This window comes from Actinobacillus equuli (genome assembly GCF_900636745.1).
In the GTDB taxonomy this organism is placed as follows: Bacteria; Pseudomonadota; Gammaproteobacteria; order Enterobacterales; family Pasteurellaceae; genus Actinobacillus; species Actinobacillus equuli.
This window is the reverse complement of the sequence record NZ_LR134310.1, coordinates 482,621-503,067: the sequence shown is the minus strand read 5'-3', so window position 1 is coordinate 503,067 and position 20,447 is coordinate 482,621. Positions and strand designations below refer to the sequence as shown.

Below are 20,447 nucleotides of genomic sequence, written 5' to 3'. Positions count from 1 at the left end.
TGAGAGTTACATCCACGCGTTATTACGAATCACACCAACGGCAATCCCTTCGATTTCGATATATTCTATGCGAGGATCAACAATAATTGGTTCTAATTCATCATTTTCTGGATGAAGATAAATGAGATCACCTTTTTTCTCTAAACGTTTTACGGTAACTTCATCATCAACTCGTGCGACAACAACCTGACCGTTACGAGCAAAGTTTGTTTTATGCACGGCAAGTAAATCACCGTCTAAGATACCAATTTTTTCCATCGAGTTGCCATTTACTTTAAGTAAGTAATCCGCATTCGGATTAAACATTGCACCGTTTACCGGATAATGGCTCTCAACGTGTTCAATCGCCATAATCGGCGTACCCGCTGCTACTTTTCCAATTAAAGGTAAGCCGTCATCATTAGCTGCTTCTTCGGTTTCATTATTCACTAAGATGCGAATACCACGTGAAGTACCGGAAAGCATTTCAATATAACCCTTACGCGCTAGTGCTTTTAAGTGTTCTTCTGCCGCATTGGGTGATTTGAAACCGATTTCTCTTGCAATTTCCACTCGTGTTGGCGGCATACCAGTGGTTTCAATATGGTGTTTGACAAAATCAAAGATTTCTTGCTGACGAGCAGTTAAGTGTTTACGTGACATTTTTTCCTCACTGTCTTTATATACAGAAATTTGTGTCATTATATACAGTAATTTTTTATTTGTAACTAGATAAATTCAGAAAATTCTGACAAATTTATGGTAAACTATATTTTGTATACATATAGATGGCATAAACCATAACAATTAAGGATATTAAAATGTCTAGCCTCTTAAACTTTTATCGGAAAGTGTTGAATGTTCCGCTTTCATTGTTGGTTAAATCTCGTTCTATTCCTACCGATCCGGTGAACGAGCTTTCATTAAATCTATCGCAACCTATTATTTACGTATTGCCTTATACGTCTCAAACGGATTTATTAATTCTACAAAAGAATTGTCAGGTGCTTAATTTGCCTGATCCTTTACAAAATAATGAGATTAACGGTCAGTCCTTACCTCGTTATGTCTTTTTAGATGAAGGTCGTCGTTTTTTTAAATCGAAAGGAGCAAAAAGCGAGACTGAATCTCTCTTCTATCGTTATCTTGATTTGCATCGTGCTGATGAAAATTTAGATGTGCAGCTTGTGCCGGTATCTGTGTTATGGGGACGTTCTCCGGGCAAAGAAAAAGCACCATCTCTACGTTTTATGAGTACTTTTCAGCGTATCATCGCCATGATTTGGTTCGGGCGAGATAATTTCGTGCGTTTTTCCCAAGCATTATCTTTACGTTATATGGTGACAGAACACGATGCGGAAGAAGGTTTGGCGCAAAAGTTGGCTCGTGTAGCTAAAATGCACTTTGCTAAGCAGCGTTATTCGGCAATGGGGCCTCGTTTGCCTGATCGCCAAGCGATGTTTAATAAGCTGATCCAATTGCCGACAATTGTGCAGGCGATTGAAGACGAAGCGAAATCGAAAAAGATTTCAAAAGAAAAAGCGCAACAAGAAGCGGAAAAAATCTTAGATGAGATTGCGGCTGATGTTAGCCACGAGACGCTACGTATGGCGGATCGCGTGTTAAGTTGGTTATGGAATAAATTATATCAAGGTATTAGCGTACAGAATGCGGATCGTGTACGCAAGCTTTCTCTAGAAGGGCATGAGATTGTTTATGTTCCGTGTCATCGTAGTCATATGGACTATTTATTGTTGTCATACATTTTGTACCATCAAGGTTTAGTGCCGCCACATATCGCTGCAGGTATAAATTTAAACTTCTGGCCGGCAGGGCCGTTTTTCCGTCGTGGCGGGGCATTCTTTATTCGCCGTACTTTCAAAGGTAACCGCTTATATTCAACGATTTTCCGTGAGTATTTGGCAGAGTTATTTTATCGTGGCTATTCGGTAGAATATTTTATCGAAGGCGGTCGTTCTCGTACCGGGCGTTTACTTGAGCCGAAAACCGGTATGATGTCGATGACATTACAAGCTCTACAACGTGGTTTGACTCGCCCGATTAGCATTGTGCCGGTTTATATCGGTTATGAACACGTGCTTGAAGTGGATACTTACGCAAAAGAACTACGAGGCGCAGAGAAAGAAAAAGAAAATGCCGGCTTAGTGTTACGTGTGATTAAAAAATTACGTAATTTAGGGCAGGGTTATGTGAATTTCGGTGAGCCGATTCAAGTAAACAATTATTTGAATCAGCATTTCCCAGAATGGAAAGAACCACCTTCTGAAGATGCTCGTCCGAAATGGTTAAATGATGCGGTTGATGCTGTGGCTCAGCAGGTTATGGTGAATATCAATAATGCGGCTGCGGTGAATGCGAAAAATCTGATCGGCTCGGTATTGTTAGCTTCTCGTCAGCGAGCGTTAGCAAGTGAACAATTAATTGAGCAAGTAGATAGCTACCTACAATTATTTAAAAACGTACCTTATTCGGCGGATATCACTATCCCGAAAGCATCAGCGGAAGAAATGTTACAACACGTGCTTACGCTGCCTCGTTCCGGTGTGGTGAGTGAGAAAGATAATTTTGGTGAAATGATTCGCTTAGATCGTGAATCAGCGGTGTTGATGACTTATTATCGTAATAACATTCAGCATCTGTTTGTGCTGCCATCATTGGTTGCAAGTATCGTCTTACACCATGAGTCGGTATCCAAAGATCTGATTATGAAAACGGTAAGTCATATTTACCCGTTCTTAAAAGCCGAGTTATTCCTTCATTTTGAAGAAAGTGAAGTGCGTCACCAAGTTGAATTGATTTTAACCGAATTTGCTCGCCAGCAAATTATCAAATACGAAAGTGACGTATTAAAAATTAATCGTTCTCGTGTGAGAGCATTACAGCTGCATGCGGCAGGTGTGCGTGAAATTTTACAACGTTACTACATCAGCTTAAGTGTCTTGTTAGAGCAACCGGAAATAAGCCGTAATGCGTTAGAAAAAGAAAGCCGTTCTATCGCACAACGTCTTTCGATTTTGCATGGTATCAATGCACCTGAGTTTTTCGATAAAGCGATTTTCTCAACTTTTAGTGCAAGTTTGAAAGCACAGGGTTACTTTGATGAACAAGGCAATGCAGTCATTGCGAAAGTCATGGAAGCGGAGGAAATGCTGAGAACGTTGATTTCGGTTGAAATTCAGCTCACTATTCAAGGTGCGATGGAAAAAGCGGAAGAGCTTGAGAAAGCGGACGATAAATCAGCATAATCACTCGATTAGCACTTAACAAGCGGTAAGATTTAGCAAATTTTTTACAAAATCTTACCGCTTTTATTATATAATTCACGCAAACGTTTGCTTTAAATCAAAGAGGATCAAAAATGACCACAATTGGCACGCCATTAAGACCGAATGCAACGAAAGTAATGATGCTTGGTTCGGGAGAATTGGGTAAAGAAGTTGTAATTGAGTTACAACGTCTGGGAGTAGAAGTAGTTGCGGTGGATCGCTATGAAAATGCACCGGCGCAACAAGTGGCGCATAGAGCTTATACGATCTCCATGTTAGATGGAGTGGCATTACGTGCATTAGTGGAACAAGAGAAGCCGGATTTTATCGTGCCGGAAGTTGAAGCGATTGCAACGGCAACACTCGTTGAGTTAGAGCAAGAAGGTTACAATGTTGTACCGACTGCAAAAGCTACGCAATTAACAATGAACCGTGAAGGTATTCGCCGTTTAGCCGCAGAAGAACTCGGTTTAAAAACATCGCCCTATCGTTTTGTAGATAATCTGGAAGATTTTAAACAAGCAGTTGCAGAGATTGGTATTCCATGTGTAGTTAAACCGATTATGTCATCATCCGGTCACGGACAATCAGTGATTAAATCTGAGGATCAAATTCAACAGGCATGGGATTATTCGCAAGAAGGCGGACGTGCCGGTGGCGGGCGTGTGATTGTGGAAGGCTTTATTAAATTCGATTATGAAATTACTCAGCTAACCGTACGCCATGTAAACGGTACGTCTTTCTTAGCACCAATCGGGCATCGCCAAGAAGACGGTGATTATCGCGAATCTTGGCAACCGCAAGCGATGTCCGAGCTTGCATTAAAACGTGCGCAAGAAACCGCAGAGCGAATTACAACGGCATTAGGCGGACGTGGTATTTTTGGTGTGGAATTGTTTGTTTGTGGCGATGAAATTATCTTTAACGAAGTTTCACCTCGTCCGCACGATACGGGAATGGTGACAATGGCTTCTCAAGAGCTTTCACAGTTCGCTTTGCACGCCCGTGCGATTTTAGGTTTGCCAATTCCGGAAATTTATCAAATTAGCTCGGCGGCTTCCAAAGCGATTGTAGTGGAAGGTAAGTCGAATAACGTGACTTTCGGCAATCTTGATAAAGTACTGGAAGAAATAGGCACCAATATTCGTTTATTCGGTAAAGGTGAAGTAAACGGTCACCGCCGTTTGGGAGTTATCTTAGCTCGTGACGAGAACACCGAAAAAGCCTTAGCCAAGGCTGAACGTGCCTATGCGAAATTAGCGGTACAGCTTTAATCCCTTCTGTTAAAAATGCCAGTAGTGAAATTACTGGTATTTTACCTAATTCCTTTATAAAGAGAGATATCAAATTTATCTCTCTTTTTTGTATATGCTACTTAAATTATACTTACTTAATATTTTTGATTTTAAATGACCCCTTATCATACATTAAATTGAATAAAAGTCAGAAATATATTTTTATTTTTTCGACTTAGATCGCAAAAATTTTTTCTAAGAGTATTGTGAAATTTTGAACGTGTTATAGTTTACGTAGTGGTAGATTGAAGATTTACCACTACGTAAATATTGAATAATTTTACAAGGAGAATTTTATGAAAGAACTTAATAAAATAGAAATTGTTAATGTAAGTGGTGGTCACTGGGCTGCTGGTATTGCCGGTTTTTTGGGAAGTTATATAGGCTCGAAATATCTAGATAAAGTCACAGAAAAAGTAGAAAAGAATTTAAATGATTTTGGTCATAAACAAGCAGATTCTTTTAGAAAAGACCCATCTATCATTACAGGCAGATTCTCATTTAATGGTGATCTATAATAACTAAACAATAGGCCACTTTTATAGGTGGCCTATATAAAAGAGGTATATATGAAATTCATAGTTGCATTTGTTTTCTTTGTATTTTGTTCAAAGATAATTTATCCAAATATTCCTTTTTATATGAATGAATATGTGTTTGATTTTTTATGTTTTTGGGTGGTGTTGTTTGTAGATTTTTATTTTGGAAAAAAGAATTAAATGTGATGTTAATAAGTGTGGTTTAGATGTTGTTTATTATAATTATTAAGTTAGATATAAAAATATAATTTAGATAATAAGATAAATATGTTCCGTCAAAAAGCAATAAACTTTCATAATAAAAAATGGAAAAGCACAGCTGTAATTATTTCTTCATTGCCAAGTTGGTTAGTTTTTTCCGTTTCTTTTATTCTTATTTTATCATTTGTCTTTTTTATTACTTTTGCAGATTATACTCGTCGGACAAATATAGTCGGTGAAATTGTTATGCAATCTCATCCGGTTATACTTTCTGCTAATAAATCAGGTTATATTTCTGAGAAATATATAGAAGCACATCAGAAGGTCACAAAGGGACAGCCTCTATTTAAAATTACTTTAGATAGGATTTCTAAAAGTGGTGATACAAGCTTAAATTCTATCCAATCGTTGCAAAAACAAATTCAATCTATTGATAATTCTATTGCTTTATTACGAAAAAATGAGGCAGAAACATTACTCAGTCTTAGAAAACAAATTGATAATCATCAAAAGATTCATAAAGAAAAAAGTCAATATCTTATTGAAATAGAGAGAACTTTAAATAAATATATGGATTTAGTAAAAAAATATGAGAAATTATTCAAACAAGGTTATTCGAGTAATGATGAAGTAAATAGTCAACGAGCAAGATATTTTTCTCAAAAGTCACTTTCTGATGAGATAAAAATGGAGTTGATTCAGCAAGAGTCCGCTATTTTACATTTAGAAAATGAAATTGAAACGCAAAAAACGAATTTTCAAAACAATATTATTCGTTATGAATTGCAACAGAATGACTTACGCATACGTTTATTAGAATTTGAATCTATTTCCGAATTAATCATTAATGCTCCTATGGATGGAGTCGTCGAGTCTATTAGTGCAACTATTGGGCAGGTTCTTAAAGAAGGTGATCCCTTATCACAAATTTCACCTTTGAATAAAGGTAAATATCGATTAGTTATGTGGGTACCAAATAGTGCTATTTCGTTTATTAAGTTAAATGATGAAATCAATATACGCTATGAGGCTTTTCCATTTGAGAAATTCGGACAATTTAAAGGATACATTCGCTCTATTTCCAGTTTACCGGCTTCTCTGCAAGAACTTAGTTTTTATAGAAACTTACCATTAGAGACAAACGAGAATATTCCTTTATATAAAATAACAGCAGAATTGCCTGATCAATCAATTACTTATAATGATAGGGATTTATATTTTATGAATGGAATGAAAGCGGAAGCTACTTTGTTCTTAGAAAAACGTAAATTATATGAATGGATGCTTTTCCCTTTATATCAACTAACTAAAACAATGGAAGAATAATGGAACAGTTGAATTTTAATTTTTTCAGAAAAGTTCCTGTAACCTTACAGACGGAAACCGCTGAATGTGGGTTAGCGTGCTTATCTATGATTTTAGGTTATTATCATCATGGTAAGACTAATTTATTTAATTTACGTAGCCAGTATGGAGTATCTTCTAGAGGTGTAAATTTACAAAATCTTATTGATATTTCTCGTCACTTAGGTTTTATAACTCGTCCTTTATCACTTGAATTGGAAGAAGTTAATCAACTACGTTTACCTTGTATTTTACATTGGGATTTTAATCATTTTGTCGTATTAACTAAAGTGACTGATAAAAATTTTATTATTCATGATCCAGCTTTTGGTAGAAAAAAATTAAGTAAAGAGCAATTTTCTAATCATTTTACTGGTATTGCTTTGGAGATTTGGACAGAAGTTAAATTTGATAAGCAGAAAAATACTGATGAAATTAACTTTTGTGAAACATTAAAGCATATTTCAGGCATAAAGGGAGCATTGATTAAGATTTTTGCACTTTCGGCGTTGGTTGAGTTAATAGGCTTGCTTATACCAGTTGGTACGCAGTTAGTTATGGATCATGTTATTCAAGCAAAGGATCAATCCTTACTATTAGTAATTTGTGTCGGATTATGTTTATTTACATTTTTTCGCAGTGCTATCAGTATGTTTAGAGCTTGGATTTCATTGAAAATGAGTTATTTAATTAATTTTCAGTGGACATCAAGTTTCTTTTCTCATTTATTGAAATTACCTTTAGAGTTTTTTGAAAAAAGACAAGTAGGTGATATTCATTCGCGCTTTGATTCACTTTCTATAATTCATAAAACACTGACATCAAGTATTGTTGCAACTATTATTGATTCAGTAATGATAATTTGTTTAATTGTCATGATGATTTTGTATGGTGGTTGGTTATTTTTGATTGTACTAGGATTTTCAGTTGTATATTTAATATTAAGAATAGTTACTTATTGGACTTATCGTCAAATTTCAGAGGAAAAAATTATTAAAGCTGCAAGATCGCATTCACATTTTATGGAAACTTTATACGGTATTACTACGTTAAAGTCTCTTAATCTATTACAAAAGAGAGAGGAACAGTGGATGTCTTTAAATGCAGATTCATTTAATACAGGGATTAGAATTACAAAATTAGATATGTTATTTGGAGGTATTCATACTTTTATTTCAACTTTAGAACAGATATCTATTTTATGGATCGGTGCAAATTTAGTTATTGACAATATAATGACACTAGGTATGTTTATAGCATTTAATGCTTATAGAGGCTCATTTTCAGCCAGAATAGCAAACCTTATAAATGTTTTCTTTAACCTAAAAATTTTATCTTTACATCGTGAGCGAGTGGCCGATATTGCATTAAGTGATATTGAAGAAGAGAGTAAGCAATCTTTTTTTGAAATTACTAATAATAATGCTTCCCTATTGATCAAAGATCTTTGTTTTCAATATGATCAATTTACTCAACCTATATTAAAAGATATACAGCTTGATATTCAATCTGGGGAAAGTATTGCTATCAGCGCACCGTCAGGATTTGGAAAAACAACTTTATTAAAATTAATGGCCGGTTTATTAAAACCAAGTTCAGGAAAGATTTATTTTAATAATGTCGATATTCATCAACTTGGCTTAAGTAATTATCGAGGACAAATTGCTTGTGTTCTGCAAGATGATAAATTTTTTTCGGGTTCCATTTTAGATAATATAGTGAGTTTTGAAGAAAATTATGAACGAGATCGTGCTATAGAATGTGCAAAAATTGCGAATATTCATCAGGAAATTATGGATATGCCAATGAATTATGAAACACTATTAGGTGAACTCGGAAATAATTTATCAGGAGGACAAAAGCAGCGTTTATTTATTGCCAGAGCTTTATACAAAAAACCTAAAATTTTATTTATGGACGAAGCAACAAGTCATTTAGATGAGGAAAATGAGAAAGCGATTAATCAAGCTATTTCAAATCTTAATATTACTAGAGTAATTATTGCTCATAGAAAATCAACGCTTGAAAGTGCTAATAGAATAATTTATTTATAAAATTTATTATATAAAGAAAAGAGAGGTATTTATTAGTAAAGACGACAAGAAAGTTCTAAAACTTATTGTAGGAATAGTTGCTTTAATATTATGTATTGTTTTTATGGATGCTTTTTGACCATTTTTAATCATGGCGATATGTTTTATAATGGTTAAAATTTGGAATTATATTGATAAGTGTAAAGAAGATACTACTAAGTGAAAAATTTTAGATTGCAATATAGGTGAGTATATAGAAAAGGGTATTGATGATATAAAATCAATACCCTTTTTAGTATAAAATATAATAGATTTTGCTTTAGCTACTAGATCAGTATTTGCAAAAAAATCTGCAAATTCAACCGCTTGTTTTGTTATTCGAACTCCAGTTCTACGGCATTTTCACCGAGTAGAGCTTTAAGTTGGTCGAGCATTTCATCTTTCGGGGTTACTCGCCATTCTACGCCGCTACGTAATAAGGCTCTGCCTTCAGGACTTTGGTAGTAGAAATGTAACGGTAACGTCCCTTCTTTATTCGGTTCGATGATTTCTCGTAATTCTTTTACAAATTGCGGTGTGAGCTGTTCTTGACTAATCGCTAAAGCAAGGCTTTTCGCATAGCGGCTGCGAGCTTCGTCTAAAGTAGCTATTTCTCGCACCGACATTTTTAACCCACCGCTAAAATCATCGAACTGTACCGAACCGGTAGCGATCACAATACGATCTTTCTCTAAAAGATGACCGTAAGTTTCGAGTGCTTCTGAGAATAGTGTCATATCTAATTTACCGGAACGATCTTCAATGGTAGCAATGCCAAGACGGCTGCCTCGTTTGGTTACGGCAATACGTGAACCCATAATAATACCGGCAACGGTGACCACTTGCCCACGGCGTGTCGGTTGCAGTTCATTTAAGCGTACTGGCGCATAGTGCGATAATTCTTTTAAGAATCGCCCGATTGGATGACCGCTTAAATATAAACCGAGTGTGGTACGTTCACCTTCTAAAATGGTTTGTTCCGACCATTTTGGTGTATTCGCATAGGCATTTTGCACTTCTTCCGGCGTTTCAGTTAGCACACCGAACATATCGCTTTGCCCCAATGCCTCCATTTTGCTATGTTGATCAGAAGCTTTCAGTGCGTCTTCTAAATTTTTCATTAGTGCGGCACGGTGCGGGCCTAATTTATCGAAAGCACCCGACATAATTAAGCCTTCAAAGGTACGGCGATTGATTTTTTTCAAATCGACACGTGCGGTCAAATCAAATAAATCTTTGAAGATACCGTCTTTTTCACGCGCTTCTAAAATCGCTTCAACCGGTCCTTCACCCACGCCTTTAATTGCGCCTAAGCCATAAACAATCTCGCCTTTTTCGTTCACTGAAAAACGGTGTTTACCACTGTTTACATCAGGCGGAACAACGGTTAAGCCCATATTGATACATTCGTCATAAAAGCCAACGATTTTGTCGGTATTATCCATCTCCGAAGTCATTACCGCCGCCATAAATTCAGCAGGGTAGTGTGCTTTCAGCCATAATGTTTGGTAAGAAACCAACGCATAAGCGGCAGAGTGAGATTTGTTAAAACCATAACCGGCGAATTTTTCCACCAAGTCAAAGATTTTCATCGCAAGATTACCATCAATACCTTGTTTGATTGCCCCTTTTTCGAAGATTTCACGCTGTGCCGCCATTTCCTCCGGTTTTTTCTTACCCATTGCACGGCGTAATAAGTCCGCACCACCTAGGGTATAGCCGGCAAGTACCTGTGCGATTTGCATTACCTGTTCTTGGTAAACAATAACACCATAGGTCGGTTCCAAAATCGGTTTAAGCGATTCGTGCTGATATTGTGCATCAGGGTAAGAAACTTCTTCATGACCATGTTTACGGTCGATAAAGTTTTGTACCATGCCGGATTCAAGCGGGCCGGGACGGAATAATGCCACTAACGCGATAATATCTTCAAAACAGTCGGGCTTCAGACGTGAAATCAGATCTTTCATTCCTCGTGACTCTAGCTGGAATACCGCTGTTGTTTTCGAAGCGAGTAACAGATCAAACGATTTCTTATCATCCAATGGAATACTTTCGATATGCACCGGTTCTTTGCCTTCTCGGGCTAAGCGTTGATTGATCATCTCCAACGCCCATTTAATAATGGTGAGCGTCCGTAAGCCTAAGAAGTCAAATTTTACTAAACCGGCATATTCCACATCATTTTTATCGAAGTGAGTAACCGGATGTAGCCCTTCCGAATCGCAATAAAGCGGTGAGAAATCGGTAATAGCGGTTGGGGCGATTACCACACCACCGGCGTGTTTACCGGCATTTCGGGTTACGCCTTCCAATTTACGTGCCATATCAATCAAGTCTTTCACTTCTTCATCGGCTTCGTAAAGTTCCGGCAGTTTCGGCTCGGCATCAAAGGCTTTAGCCAAGGTCATACCCGGATCGGGTGGAATCAGTTTAGAAATACGATCGACAAAATTATACGGGTGACCTAGTACACGGCCTACGTCTCGGATTACCGCTTTTGCCGCCATCGTACCGAAGGTAATGATCTGCGAAACCGCTTGACGACCGTAAGTGTCGGCAACATGTTCAATCACACGATCTCGCCCATCCATACAGAAATCGACATCGAAATCGGGCATTGAAACACGTTCCGGATTTAGGAAACGCTCAAAGAGCAAGTCGAAGGCAAGCGGGTCTAAATCGGTAATTTTTAACGCATACGCTACTAAAGAACCCGCACCGGAACCACGCCCCGGACCAACCGGAATATCGTTATCTTTCGACCACTGAATAAATTCCATTACGATTAGGAAGTAGCCGGGGAAGCCCATTTGGTTAATTACATCCAGCTCGACTTGCAAACGTTCATCATAAACAGACCGCTTGTTTTTGCGTTCTTCCGGATCCGGGAACAGAAATTCCAAACGCTCTTCCAAACCTTCACGTGATTTTTTCACTAAAAAATCTTCGGTAGAAAGATCGCCGGTTGGGAAATTCGGTAAGAAATATTCGCCTAAACGTACGGTTACATTGCATCGCATTGCAATTTGTACTGTATTTTCAATCGCTTGCGGTAAATCGGCAAACAAGGTACACATTTCTTGTTCGCTACGGAAATATTGCTGTGGTGAATATTTTTTCGGGCGTTTTGGATCATCCAAGGTGTAGCTGTCGTGGATTGCCACACGAATTTCGTGCGCATCAAAATCGTCTTCTTTCAAGAACACCACGTCATTTACTGCAACTAACGGTAATTGGTGTTTTTGTGAAAAAGGCACGGCTTGTTGAATATAGCGTTCTTCATCCGTACGGCCGGTGCGGCATAGCGCGAGATAGTAATGATTCGGGAAATATTGCTGATAAAAGCCGACTAATTTGTCCGCTTCCGCTTCATTTTCTTTGAGTAGAGCTTTCCCAACATCGCCGTTTCGTCCGCCGGAAAGCACGATGATGCCTTCATTTAACTCGGCAAGCCACGCTTTTTCGACTAGCGGAAATTCAACATAGCCTTGTTGATAAGCTTTTGAAAGTAAAAGAGTAATATTGTGATAACCGGTGTTGTTTTTTGCCAGTAAAGTCAGCTCAAAGAAATTTTCGCTGTCCGGTTCGGGACGCACGAAAATATCCGCACCGATAATCGGTTTTAAACCGGAACCTAACGCTTCGCCATAAAATTTCACCAATCCGCAAAAGTTGCTGAAATCGGTTAATGCCATTGCCACCATATTGTTGGCAACTGCCGTTTTGACTAACGGTTTTACTTTAGCCAAACCGTTAATCATAGAGAAATCACTATGGACTTTAAGATGAACGAAACGTTGTTGAGTCATTACGATATTACGATTGAGATAGAAATAGAAACTTAACCTATGCCAGGTTATACAACTCAGCTTTTTTGAAACTGAAAGATATATGCAGAGAGAGCCACAGGGTGGCTCAACTGGCTCGAAGAACCTCATAACCACGTACGGCTTGAGCGTGGTAAAGCGGTTAATTTTTTGCAAAATTTTGCAGAAATTTAACCGCTTGTTTTATGAATTAATCACGTTTTTTAGTCAGTAACCACCAAACGATGCTTAAACAGATTAAACTCGGTATTAATGCACCGATAGCAACCGGTATCCATGAGAAGACGAGCGTCATATTGCCAAACACGATGTTGGATACATAGAACACAAAGCCTGCAATGATACCGATAAATAATTTGGTTCCCATTGCGCTACTACGGAGCGGCCCAAAGACAAACGAGATCGCAAGCAACATCATCACTGCCATTGAAATCGGCTGATATACTTTACGCCAAAACGCAATTTGGAAACGTTTGGAATCTTGCCCGGTTTCTTTCAAGAAACCGACATAATCGGATAAACCTGAAATAGAAAGTGATTCCGGTTTGAGCGATACGATGCCTAATTTACTTGGCGTGATCGTTGTTTGCCAGTTTTTATTGACTTCTTTTGCTTGTTGAATGCTGTTATCGGCAATCGATGACGTTTGTACATTCTGAAGCGTCCAATTTTTGCCGTTAAAAACCGCATTCTTCGCTTGGGTGACCGATTTTAACGACTTATCTTCAAAATGATAAATCGATAGATTATTTAATTTACGTTCGTTTTCGATATGGCGAATATAAATAAAATCATTACCGTCTTTTGCCCAAAAACCGCCTTTAGTCGATAACATAGAGCCTCCGCTTTGGGCGATAGAACGCATATTTCGAGCATATTGTTCGGTTTGCGGTATTCCCCATTCGCTCACTAACATCGTAAAAACAATGAGTGGAATCGCCGTTTTCATTACCGCCAAGCCGATTCTAAAACGAGAAAATCCGGAAGATTGCATCACCACCAATTCACTGCGGCTGGCAAGGTTTCCCAAGCCTAATAAGCCACCGATTAAGGCAACCACAGGGATAAATTCTTTAATGTCACTTGGTAGCATTAAAAGCGAATAATAAGTGGCGGTTAAAGCGTCATAAGATCCTTTACCGACATCTTTAAATTCTTCAACTAATTTGATGATAAACACCAAGCCGCTCGACATTAACAATACGGCAAAAATCATCGTAATAATGGTTTTGCCGATATAGCGTTCGAGAATATTCATACCAAATAAATTCATTTACGCCACCGCCTTATTACGACTGAAAGAATAACGAATCGCCGACATCCATTTTGTATCCCAAAAGTTCATCACCATTGCCAGTATAAGGAATGAAATCGATACTAACGGCATTAATAATGTCGCATCTAATTTGCCTGAAGCACCAGAAGATTTAAGCGAGCTTTGTAGCAAGAAATAGATCAGATACAGCAATACTGCCGGAATGACTTTCGCAAAACGACCTTGACGAGGGTTTACGCTACTCATTGGTACGGCTAATAATGCCATAAGAGGTACGGCAAAAATCAGCGCAAAGCGCCATTGCAATTCTGCTTTAGCTTCGTTTGACGAATCGGTCATTAATTTGTTGAAATCCGCTCGTTGTACTAATTTTTCATTGGAATCCACATCTTGGTAGCCGAGATAAGCTTGGTAATTGTCAAAATGAGAAATTCTAAAATCTGTGGTATTTGCTGTCCCTTCATAGCGGGTACTGTTTTCAAGGGTGAGAATTTGATCTCCATTTGGTAAACCTTGTAACTGACCTGATTCCGCAACCACTACGGAAGGGCGATTTTTCTTCTGTTGATCCGGTTGGAACACATAAATATCGTTTAATTTATTTTGTTCGTTATTAATATTTTCAATAAATAAAACGTAACCACCAGCCGTCATAAATTGACCGGCTGACAATGCTGAAAAGCGTGGATTGGACTTCGCCTCTGCTAACATTTCACTTTGTTTATTAATTGCCCAAGGCGTGAGCCAAAACACGTTATATACTGCAAGAGCCGTAGTAAAAATAGACAGAAAAAGCGCTACTCGGGTTAATAAACTTTGCCCGATACCGCATGCTCGCATTACGGTAATTTCACTTTCGGCATAAAAGCGTCCAAGGGTCAATAATAGTGCGACAAACAGAGAAAGTGGCAACATAAATTGAGCTAAAGCAGGCATACCTAACCCTAATAAACTCAGTACTAAGTCGGTCGGTACTTTTCCGCTGACGGCAGAATTCAGCACGGTAATCAGCTGCTGACTAAAAAACATTAATAACAAAATAAATAAGATCGCCAATTGGCTTTTGAAGATCTCTTTCGTTAAATATCGACTTAAAATCACGATAACACTCTCATTGAGGTAATGTTAACCGTTAATACGGTTTAACTAGAAATAGGGTAAACGGTATGCTTTGACTAATTATTATCAGTAAGAAAACACATTTCTGTGAATGTTCGCGAAACCGCGCGAATATTTGCAAAAAATTAGTGAAAATAGACCGCTTATAAAAGTCGTTAATCATACCTTTTTTACATCAAAAAATCACGAAAGGATTTTTGCTGGCGGTAAATTAATAAGCCCCGAAGTTCGGGGCTTTCTGCTATTTAGATTTTGCTACTGATTTTCTTAAAAGTAGTTTTTTACCTTGCCCATCAGTAATTACAATTTCCGTTGGCGGGGTACGTTCTTTATGCACGATGGCAATTAAATTATCATGTTGTGTAATATCTTCAAATTTCCCTGTTACTTGTAACGCTTTGACATTTACGTTATCTGCAAACATTAAGAAAGTACCTAAAGGTGTTACTCGGATATTTTGTAAACCTAATTGTTCTTTACTCGTAATTTGGTATTGAGGAGCTTTATTTTTAGATTTAGCAATTGTTTCCTTATTAGTAACTAAATCAATAATGCTCTGTAGTTTTTGCGCACCCTCACCATCTTGCTCTGAAGCATTGTTTATTGGCTGTTCTGTTGCCGTTGAAACAGTTGTTGAAGCCTGTTCTCCATCAGTAGAAAAAACCGCTTCCCCAATAAATTGTTCAGCACTTGATTCTTGAGCAATCAGAGGTTCCCCCCCTTTATTTGATGCGACTAAAAATAAACGTGAACCAATTTTTTCAAAGCGAATATCAGCATTTGGTAATTGTGATTCCAGTTGTTGAGTAAGTGATTTAATTGTCACTTCGCCGTTGTTTGGAATAGATACTGAACGGGTGGTGTCTAATTCATAAGTAATAAAGCCGACTTTTAAACGTTGGGCTAATTGCTGTAGTAATTCACCCGTTTGTCCTTCGTAAGCAATACGGAGTTTAGCCTGTTCATAACGGTTAAATAACTCATTGTCGTCTGCTAATGCCTGTGCATTGACGAATAAGCATACGAGACTGGTAAGAAAAGTTTTATTCATTAATTTTTTCATTGTAAGTTCCATTTATGATTTTATGGACTGATTATGACAATTTATTTGCTGATAAATTCATCATAAATAATAGATTAATTAGTATAAAACAACACCTTGAAAAGGCAAGCCTCTTGCAATGGTGAAAAATGGGCGAGCTCACGTGTTTTATACCGACTTAAGATTACTAACCCTATGAATCCTTTATAGTATTTTGAGAAAAACTATAATTTTCTTCAAAATAGGGTGATTTTTCGATGAAGTTCTCATTTCTGTTATTTTCTACTTGTAATTTACTCGATAAATAGGTAGCTTACTTGTGATATGAGTAATTAATCGTTACTTTTGACCTTAACCGATTTGAGATAAAGAGGTAGTGATGGAATTTAGCGTAAAAAACGGTAGCGTAGAAAAACAACGTACTGCGTGTTTGGTTGTAGGCGTATATGAGCCTCGTCGCCTTTCTGCGGCGGCAGACCAATTAGATAAATTAAGTGAAGGCTATATTAGTACTTTACTAAGACGCGGCGATTTAGAGGGTAAAGCAGGCCAAACGCTTTTGTTACATAACGTACCAAATGTACCTGCAGATCGCGTATTGCTTGTTGGTTGCGGAAAAGAACGAGAGTTAAATGAACGTCAATATAAGCAAATTATCCAAAAAATGGTGCAAACCATTAATGAAACAGGGTCTATGGAAGCGGTTTGTTTCTTAACCGAGCTGCATGTGAAAGGTCGTTCAACCTATTGGAATGTACGTTTTGCTGTAGAAGCGATTCAGGAAAGCCTATATGCCTACAATGATTTCAAAAGCATTAAGCCTGAGGTACGTCGAGAATTACGCCGTGTGATTTTTAACGTTGCTAACCGTAAAGATTTATCTGATGCGGAAAGAGCGTTGGATCATGGTAAAGCGGTTTCAACCGGTGTAGCTTGTGCTAAAAATGTGGCAAATTGTCCACCAAATGTATGTAATCCGGCTTATCTTACCGAATTAGCGAAAGGTTTAGCAAACGAATATGAAAATATTCAAACCCGCATCCTTGATGAAGCTGAAATGGGCTCATTATCAATGAATGCTTATTTAGCGGTTTCTCGCGGTTCGCAAAATCCAGCTTATTTATCCGTAATTGAATATCGTAATCACCCGAATCCGGATGCTAAACCAATCGTTTTAGTAGGTAAGGGACTGACTTTTGACTCCGGCGGCATTTCAATTAAACCGTCCGATTCAATGGACGAGATGAAATATGACATGGGCGGCGCTGCTTCGGTTTACGGTACGATGAAAGCGTTAGCGGAAATGAAATTACCGCTGAATGTTATCGGTGTTTTAGCCGGTTGTGAAAATATGCCGGACGGCAATGCATATCGACCGGGTGATATTCTGACAACGATGAACGGTTTAACTGTTGAAGTATTGAATACCGATGCGGAAGGTCGCTTAGTTTTATGCGATACATTAACCTATGTAGAACGCTTTGAGCCAGAATTAGTGATTGATGTGGCGACTTTAACCGGCGCTTGTATGATTGCGCTTGGTGCACACAACAGCGGCTTAATGTCGACCAGTAATGTGCTGGCAAACGATTTATTAAATGCAGCGGAACAAGCGGACGATAAAGCGTGGCGTTTACCATTAGGTGAAGAATACCAAGAACAGCTTAAATCAAATTTTGCTGACTTAGCGAATATCGGTGGACGTTTAGGCGGTGCCATTACAGCTGGGCAGTTTTTATCAAACTTTACCAAAAAATATACTTGGGCGCATTTAGATATTGCCGGTACGGCTTGGAAGTCCGGTGCGGCGAAAGGTGCAACGGGTAGACCGGTTTCATTATTAAGTCAATTTTTGATTAATAAAGCTAATAGTCAATAAGCGGTCAATTTTTCATAACAATTTACAAGCCCTCAGGTAGTAATACCTGGGGGCTTTTTATTCGATCGATAGATTAAAATCTATTTTTGTGTGAAAAGTTTGATCTGGTTTAAATGTATAGACTACCTTATTTACATATAATGCTCGTTATCAAACATTTTGATATTTTTTTACTTTCTTTTTTGTGTTTTTATGTTGTTTTTGCAATTTTATGAATAAGGAGTCTTATATGTTTTCGTTCTTAAAGGCATCTCCGCCGGCACAGAGAAAATCAGGTGAAATTGATGCGGAGTATAAAAAATTACGTTGGCAGGTGTTTGCCGGTGTTTTTATTGGTTATGCAGCGTACTACCTCATTCGTAAAAATTTCTCACTTGCGATGCCGTATCTCATTCAAGAGTATGGTTTTTCTAAAGCTGATTTAGGTACGGTTGGTGTAGCATTATCTTTAGCTTACGGTATCAGTAAATTTGTGATGGGTAATGTCTCGGATCGTTCAAATGATGATCGGCTTACAAGCGGCGGATTTAGTGCCTCGTGTTGCAACAGGTACGGCAACAGGTTTAACCGGTTTATTCGGTTACCTATTAGGTTCGGCAAGTGCTGGTTGGGTAATGGGTAAATTGGTAGACTTATATGGCTGGGACGGCGGTTTCTATGCACTTATTGCTTCAAGCTTCTTAGCGTTCGGCTTTATTGCTATCACATTATTCAATAAAAAATCAGCAGAATAAGCTTATCATTTCTTATACTGATTAAAAAATAAAGGCATCGGGAGAAATCCTCGATGCCTTTATTATATTAATTTATTCAATACCAACCAATTTATGTGTTTGTAAACTCAATTGCCATTTGGGTTTATTCGCTCGTTGATTCAAAATACCGAGTTGGGTAATGGTTTCCAATAAATTCATTTTGCCATCCACTTCGCAAGGAGAAAGGTAGTAATGTTCAGCGGTAATTTGTGTTTCGATTTGTTCACAAAAACCTTGTACATCGCCTTTGTCCATCACGATACGGACTTCGTTAGCAAATGGAATACACTCTTTCAAATATTTCTCTTGATACATCAGTTTCGGACTGGTAGCGATATAATCAATTTGTTTTGGGACGGCTTTTAATCCATTCGTTTCAATCGCCAACCAATAACCTTCCGCTTTAAACACATCGAGTAATACGCTTAAATTGGCATACATCGTTGGTTCGCCGCCGGTAATGATAATATTCTTGGCGGAATAGGATTTTACTCGTTCAAGAATTTTCGCCACGCTCCATTTTTCGTATTCGTTATAGTTAGTATCGCACCACGGGCAAGCAAGATTACATTTGCCTAAACGCACGAAAATGCAAGGTAATCCGGTGTTAAAGCCTTCACCTTGCAGGCTTTCAAAGATTTCGACAATCGGAAATTCAATATTGGGATAAATAATCGCAGTCATGATAAATCGTGTTTTTTCCTGCAATTATCGTGAATATTCACAATATGACGTTGGCGTTTCCCAAAGGCGAATTAAGCGGACCGGTAAACCGACTTTTTCCAGCTTTTCAAACATATATTTCGCCATTTCTTCCGCTGTCGTGCGGCTTGGAATACCGTAAACTTTAGAGTTTAAATCGATTAACAGTTTGGCAACTTGGCTTTCTCTGTCGCTATTTAAATCGTAGATATAGGCGTGATCCATCGGGTCTAAGATTTCACGTTTTACCACCGATTTTAAATCGGAATAATCCATCACCATGCCTCGTTTCGCTCCTTCAGCAACTAAGTCGCCGCTAACTTCCACCTGAAGTTTATAAGTATGTCCGTGTAAGTTTTGGCATTTGCCGTCGTGCCCATCGAGCATATGCGCCATATCGAAACTAAATTCTTTTGCAATTTTAAACATTTTTTTGACCGCTTGTTTTTTCTGATAAGTACTCATTAAGCCCTTTTTCGCGCAATACGCAACTCGGGCAAGTGTGACAACCACCTTCTACACCTAAATAGCAAGTATGGGTATGTTGCCTGATATAGTCGAATGCACCGAGTTTATCAGCTAATTCCCATGTCTGTTTTTTAGTAAGGTACATCAATGGTGTTCGAATGTTGAAGTTGTAATCCATTGCTAGATTTAAAGTCACATTCATTGATTTCACGAACACATCTCGGCAGTCCGGATAGCCGCTAAAATCGGTTTCGCATACACCGGTGAAAATAGTTTGGATACCTTGTCCTTTAGCGTAAATAGCGGTGTAAAGTAAAAACAGTGCGTTACGACCATCAACAAAGGTATTCGGCGTATTACCTTCTTGTTTAATTTCGCGTTCTTCCATCATCGCGTTGGATGTGATGGCTTTGATGACGGAAGTATCAATCAGTGTTTGTTTAACGCCGAGATCTTTGGCTATCCATGCGGCTTTTTCCAGCTCAATCGCATGGCGCTGACCATATTGAAAGGTAACAACTTCGACATTTTCCACGCCAAATTCTTGAATGGCTTGAAAAAGGCAAGTGGTAGAGTCTTGCCCGCCGGAAAAAATCACGACGGCTTTTGGAGTTGAGTTCATTTTGTATCCTTAGTTTTGATTTCAAAGAGTGTCTTTG

At 38.1% G+C, this 20,447-nt stretch carries 14 protein-coding genes and 1 pseudogene; 7 read left to right on the top strand and 8 right to left on the bottom strand.

Annotation, left to right across the window (positions count from 1 at the left end; all coding sequences use genetic code 11):
* Window positions 1–6: 6 nt before the first annotated feature.
* Window positions 7–642 carry a transcriptional repressor LexA gene (lexA, locus tag EL121_RS02245; protein ID WP_014991892.1) on the bottom strand — a complete coding sequence of 212 codons (636 nt, stop codon included), beginning with the start codon at window positions 640–642 and terminating at the stop codon, window positions 7–9.
* A gap of 158 nt (window positions 643–800) precedes the next feature.
* On the opposite strand from lexA, the gene plsB reads away from it, so the two are divergent.
* From plsB to EL121_RS02220, 5 genes are all read left to right on the top strand, one after another.
* Window positions 801–3,245 (top strand): glycerol-3-phosphate 1-O-acyltransferase PlsB, encoded by a 2,445-nt coding sequence (gene plsB / locus EL121_RS02240; protein WP_039197374.1) that lies wholly within the window; start codon window positions 801–803, stop codon window positions 3,243–3,245.
* Between the two features lie 113 nt (window positions 3,246–3,358).
* Complete coding sequence (gene purT, locus EL121_RS02235) at window positions 3,359–4,540, top strand: formate-dependent phosphoribosylglycinamide formyltransferase (RefSeq protein WP_039197372.1); 1,182 nt, start codon at window positions 3,359–3,361, stop codon at window positions 4,538–4,540.
* A 317-nt stretch (window positions 4,541–4,857) separates the two neighbouring features.
* A complete protein-coding gene (locus EL121_RS02230; RefSeq protein WP_039197370.1) occupies window positions 4,858–5,079 on the top strand; it encodes a hypothetical protein in 222 nt (73 codons plus the stop codon).
* Window positions 5,080–5,367: 288 nt separating this feature from the next.
* Window positions 5,368–6,627: an HlyD family secretion protein gene (locus EL121_RS02225; protein WP_164997533.1), complete on the top strand. Its 1,260-nt coding sequence runs from the start codon at window positions 5,368–5,370 to the stop codon at window positions 6,625–6,627.
* Window positions 6,627–8,699 (top strand): peptidase domain-containing ABC transporter, encoded by a 2,073-nt coding sequence (locus EL121_RS02220; RefSeq protein ID WP_081978364.1) that lies wholly within the window; start codon window positions 6,627–6,629, stop codon window positions 8,697–8,699. Before EL121_RS02225 ends, EL121_RS02220 begins: the two co-directional genes overlap by 1 nt.
* A 353-nt stretch (window positions 8,700–9,052) precedes the next feature.
* Here the strand turns inward: EL121_RS02220 and dnaE are convergent, their stop codons facing one another.
* The 4 genes from dnaE to EL121_RS02200 all read right to left on the bottom strand — a co-directional run bounded on the left by dnaE (window position 9,053) and on the right by EL121_RS02200 (window position 16,005).
* Window positions 9,053–12,529 (bottom strand): DNA polymerase III subunit alpha, encoded by a 3,477-nt coding sequence (dnaE, locus tag EL121_RS02215; RefSeq protein ID WP_039197367.1) that lies wholly within the window; start codon window positions 12,527–12,529, stop codon window positions 9,053–9,055.
* A 208-nt stretch (window positions 12,530–12,737) separates the two neighbouring features.
* Window positions 12,738–13,820, bottom strand: coding sequence for an LPS export ABC transporter permease LptG (gene lptG, locus EL121_RS02210; protein WP_039197365.1), 1,083 nt, complete (start codon window positions 13,818–13,820; stop codon window positions 12,738–12,740).
* On the bottom strand, window positions 13,821–14,924 hold the full coding sequence (gene lptF / locus EL121_RS02205) for an LPS export ABC transporter permease LptF (RefSeq protein WP_039197364.1): 1,104 nt from the start codon (window positions 14,922–14,924) through the stop codon (window positions 13,821–13,823). It lies immediately after the preceding gene.
* 259 nt (window positions 14,925–15,183) lie between these two features.
* Window positions 15,184–16,005: a hypothetical protein gene (locus EL121_RS02200; protein WP_039197362.1), complete on the bottom strand. Its 822-nt coding sequence runs from the start codon at window positions 16,003–16,005 to the stop codon at window positions 15,184–15,186.
* 358 nt (window positions 16,006–16,363) lie between these two features.
* Here EL121_RS02200 and pepA point away from each other — a divergent pair, with 358 nt between their 5' ends.
* Window positions 16,364–17,863 carry a leucyl aminopeptidase gene (gene pepA / locus EL121_RS02195; RefSeq protein ID WP_039197360.1) on the top strand — a complete coding sequence of 500 codons (1,500 nt, stop codon included), beginning with the start codon at window positions 16,364–16,366 and terminating at the stop codon, window positions 17,861–17,863.
* A gap of 229 nt (window positions 17,864–18,092) precedes the next feature.
* Window positions 18,093–18,597: pseudogene (locus tag EL121_RS02190) on the top strand (MFS transporter).
* Window positions 18,598–18,669: 72 nt separating this feature from the next.
* Here EL121_RS02190 and EL121_RS02185 read toward each other — a convergent pair.
* The 3 genes from EL121_RS02185 to queC are packed head-to-tail and all read right to left on the bottom strand — an operon-like array spanning window position 18,670 to window position 20,410.
* A complete protein-coding gene (locus tag EL121_RS02185) occupies window positions 18,670–19,302 on the bottom strand; it encodes a 7-carboxy-7-deazaguanine synthase QueE (protein ID WP_039197356.1) in 633 nt (210 codons plus the stop codon).
* Window positions 19,303–19,326: 24 nt separating this feature from the next.
* Window positions 19,327–19,749, bottom strand: coding sequence for a 6-carboxytetrahydropterin synthase QueD (gene queD, locus EL121_RS02180; protein WP_039199028.1), 423 nt, complete (start codon window positions 19,747–19,749; stop codon window positions 19,327–19,329).
* Complete coding sequence (gene queC / locus EL121_RS02175; protein ID WP_039197354.1) at window positions 19,742–20,410, bottom strand: 7-cyano-7-deazaguanine synthase QueC; 669 nt, start codon at window positions 20,408–20,410, stop codon at window positions 19,742–19,744. The genes queD and queC overlap by 8 nt, the downstream gene beginning before the upstream one ends.
* Window positions 20,411–20,447 lie beyond the last annotated feature (37 nt).

Coding starts and splice junctions, on each gene's coding strand:
- lexA (WP_014991892.1), bottom strand. CDS start 642: ATGTCACGTAAACACTTAACTGCTCGTCAGCAAGAAATCTTTGATTTT.
- plsB (WP_039197374.1), top strand. CDS start 801: ATGTCTAGCCTCTTAAACTTTTATCGGAAAGTGTTGAATGTTCCGCTT.
- purT (WP_039197372.1), top strand. CDS start 3,359: ATGACCACAATTGGCACGCCATTAAGACCGAATGCAACGAAAGTAATG.
- EL121_RS02230 (WP_039197370.1), top strand. CDS start 4,858: ATGAAAGAACTTAATAAAATAGAAATTGTTAATGTAAGTGGTGGTCAC.
- EL121_RS02225 (WP_164997533.1), top strand. CDS start 5,368: ATGTTCCGTCAAAAAGCAATAAACTTTCATAATAAAAAATGGAAAAGC.
- EL121_RS02220 (WP_081978364.1), top strand. CDS start 6,627: ATGGAACAGTTGAATTTTAATTTTTTCAGAAAAGTTCCTGTAACCTTA.
- dnaE (WP_039197367.1), bottom strand. CDS start 12,529: ATGACTCAACAACGTTTCGTTCATCTTAAAGTCCATAGTGATTTCTCT.
- lptG (WP_039197365.1), bottom strand. CDS start 13,820: ATGAATTTATTTGGTATGAATATTCTCGAACGCTATATCGGCAAAACC.
- EL121_RS02200 (WP_039197362.1), bottom strand. CDS start 16,005: ATGAAAAAATTAATGAATAAAACTTTTCTTACCAGTCTCGTATGCTTA.
- pepA (WP_039197360.1), top strand. CDS start 16,364: ATGGAATTTAGCGTAAAAAACGGTAGCGTAGAAAAACAACGTACTGCG.
- EL121_RS02185 (WP_039197356.1), bottom strand. CDS start 19,302: ATGACTGCGATTATTTATCCCAATATTGAATTTCCGATTGTCGAAATC.
- queD (WP_039199028.1), bottom strand. CDS start 19,749: ATGTTTAAAATTGCAAAAGAATTTAGTTTCGATATGGCGCATATGCTC.
- queC (WP_039197354.1), bottom strand. CDS start 20,410: ATGAACTCAACTCCAAAAGCCGTCGTGATTTTTTCCGGCGGGCAAGAC.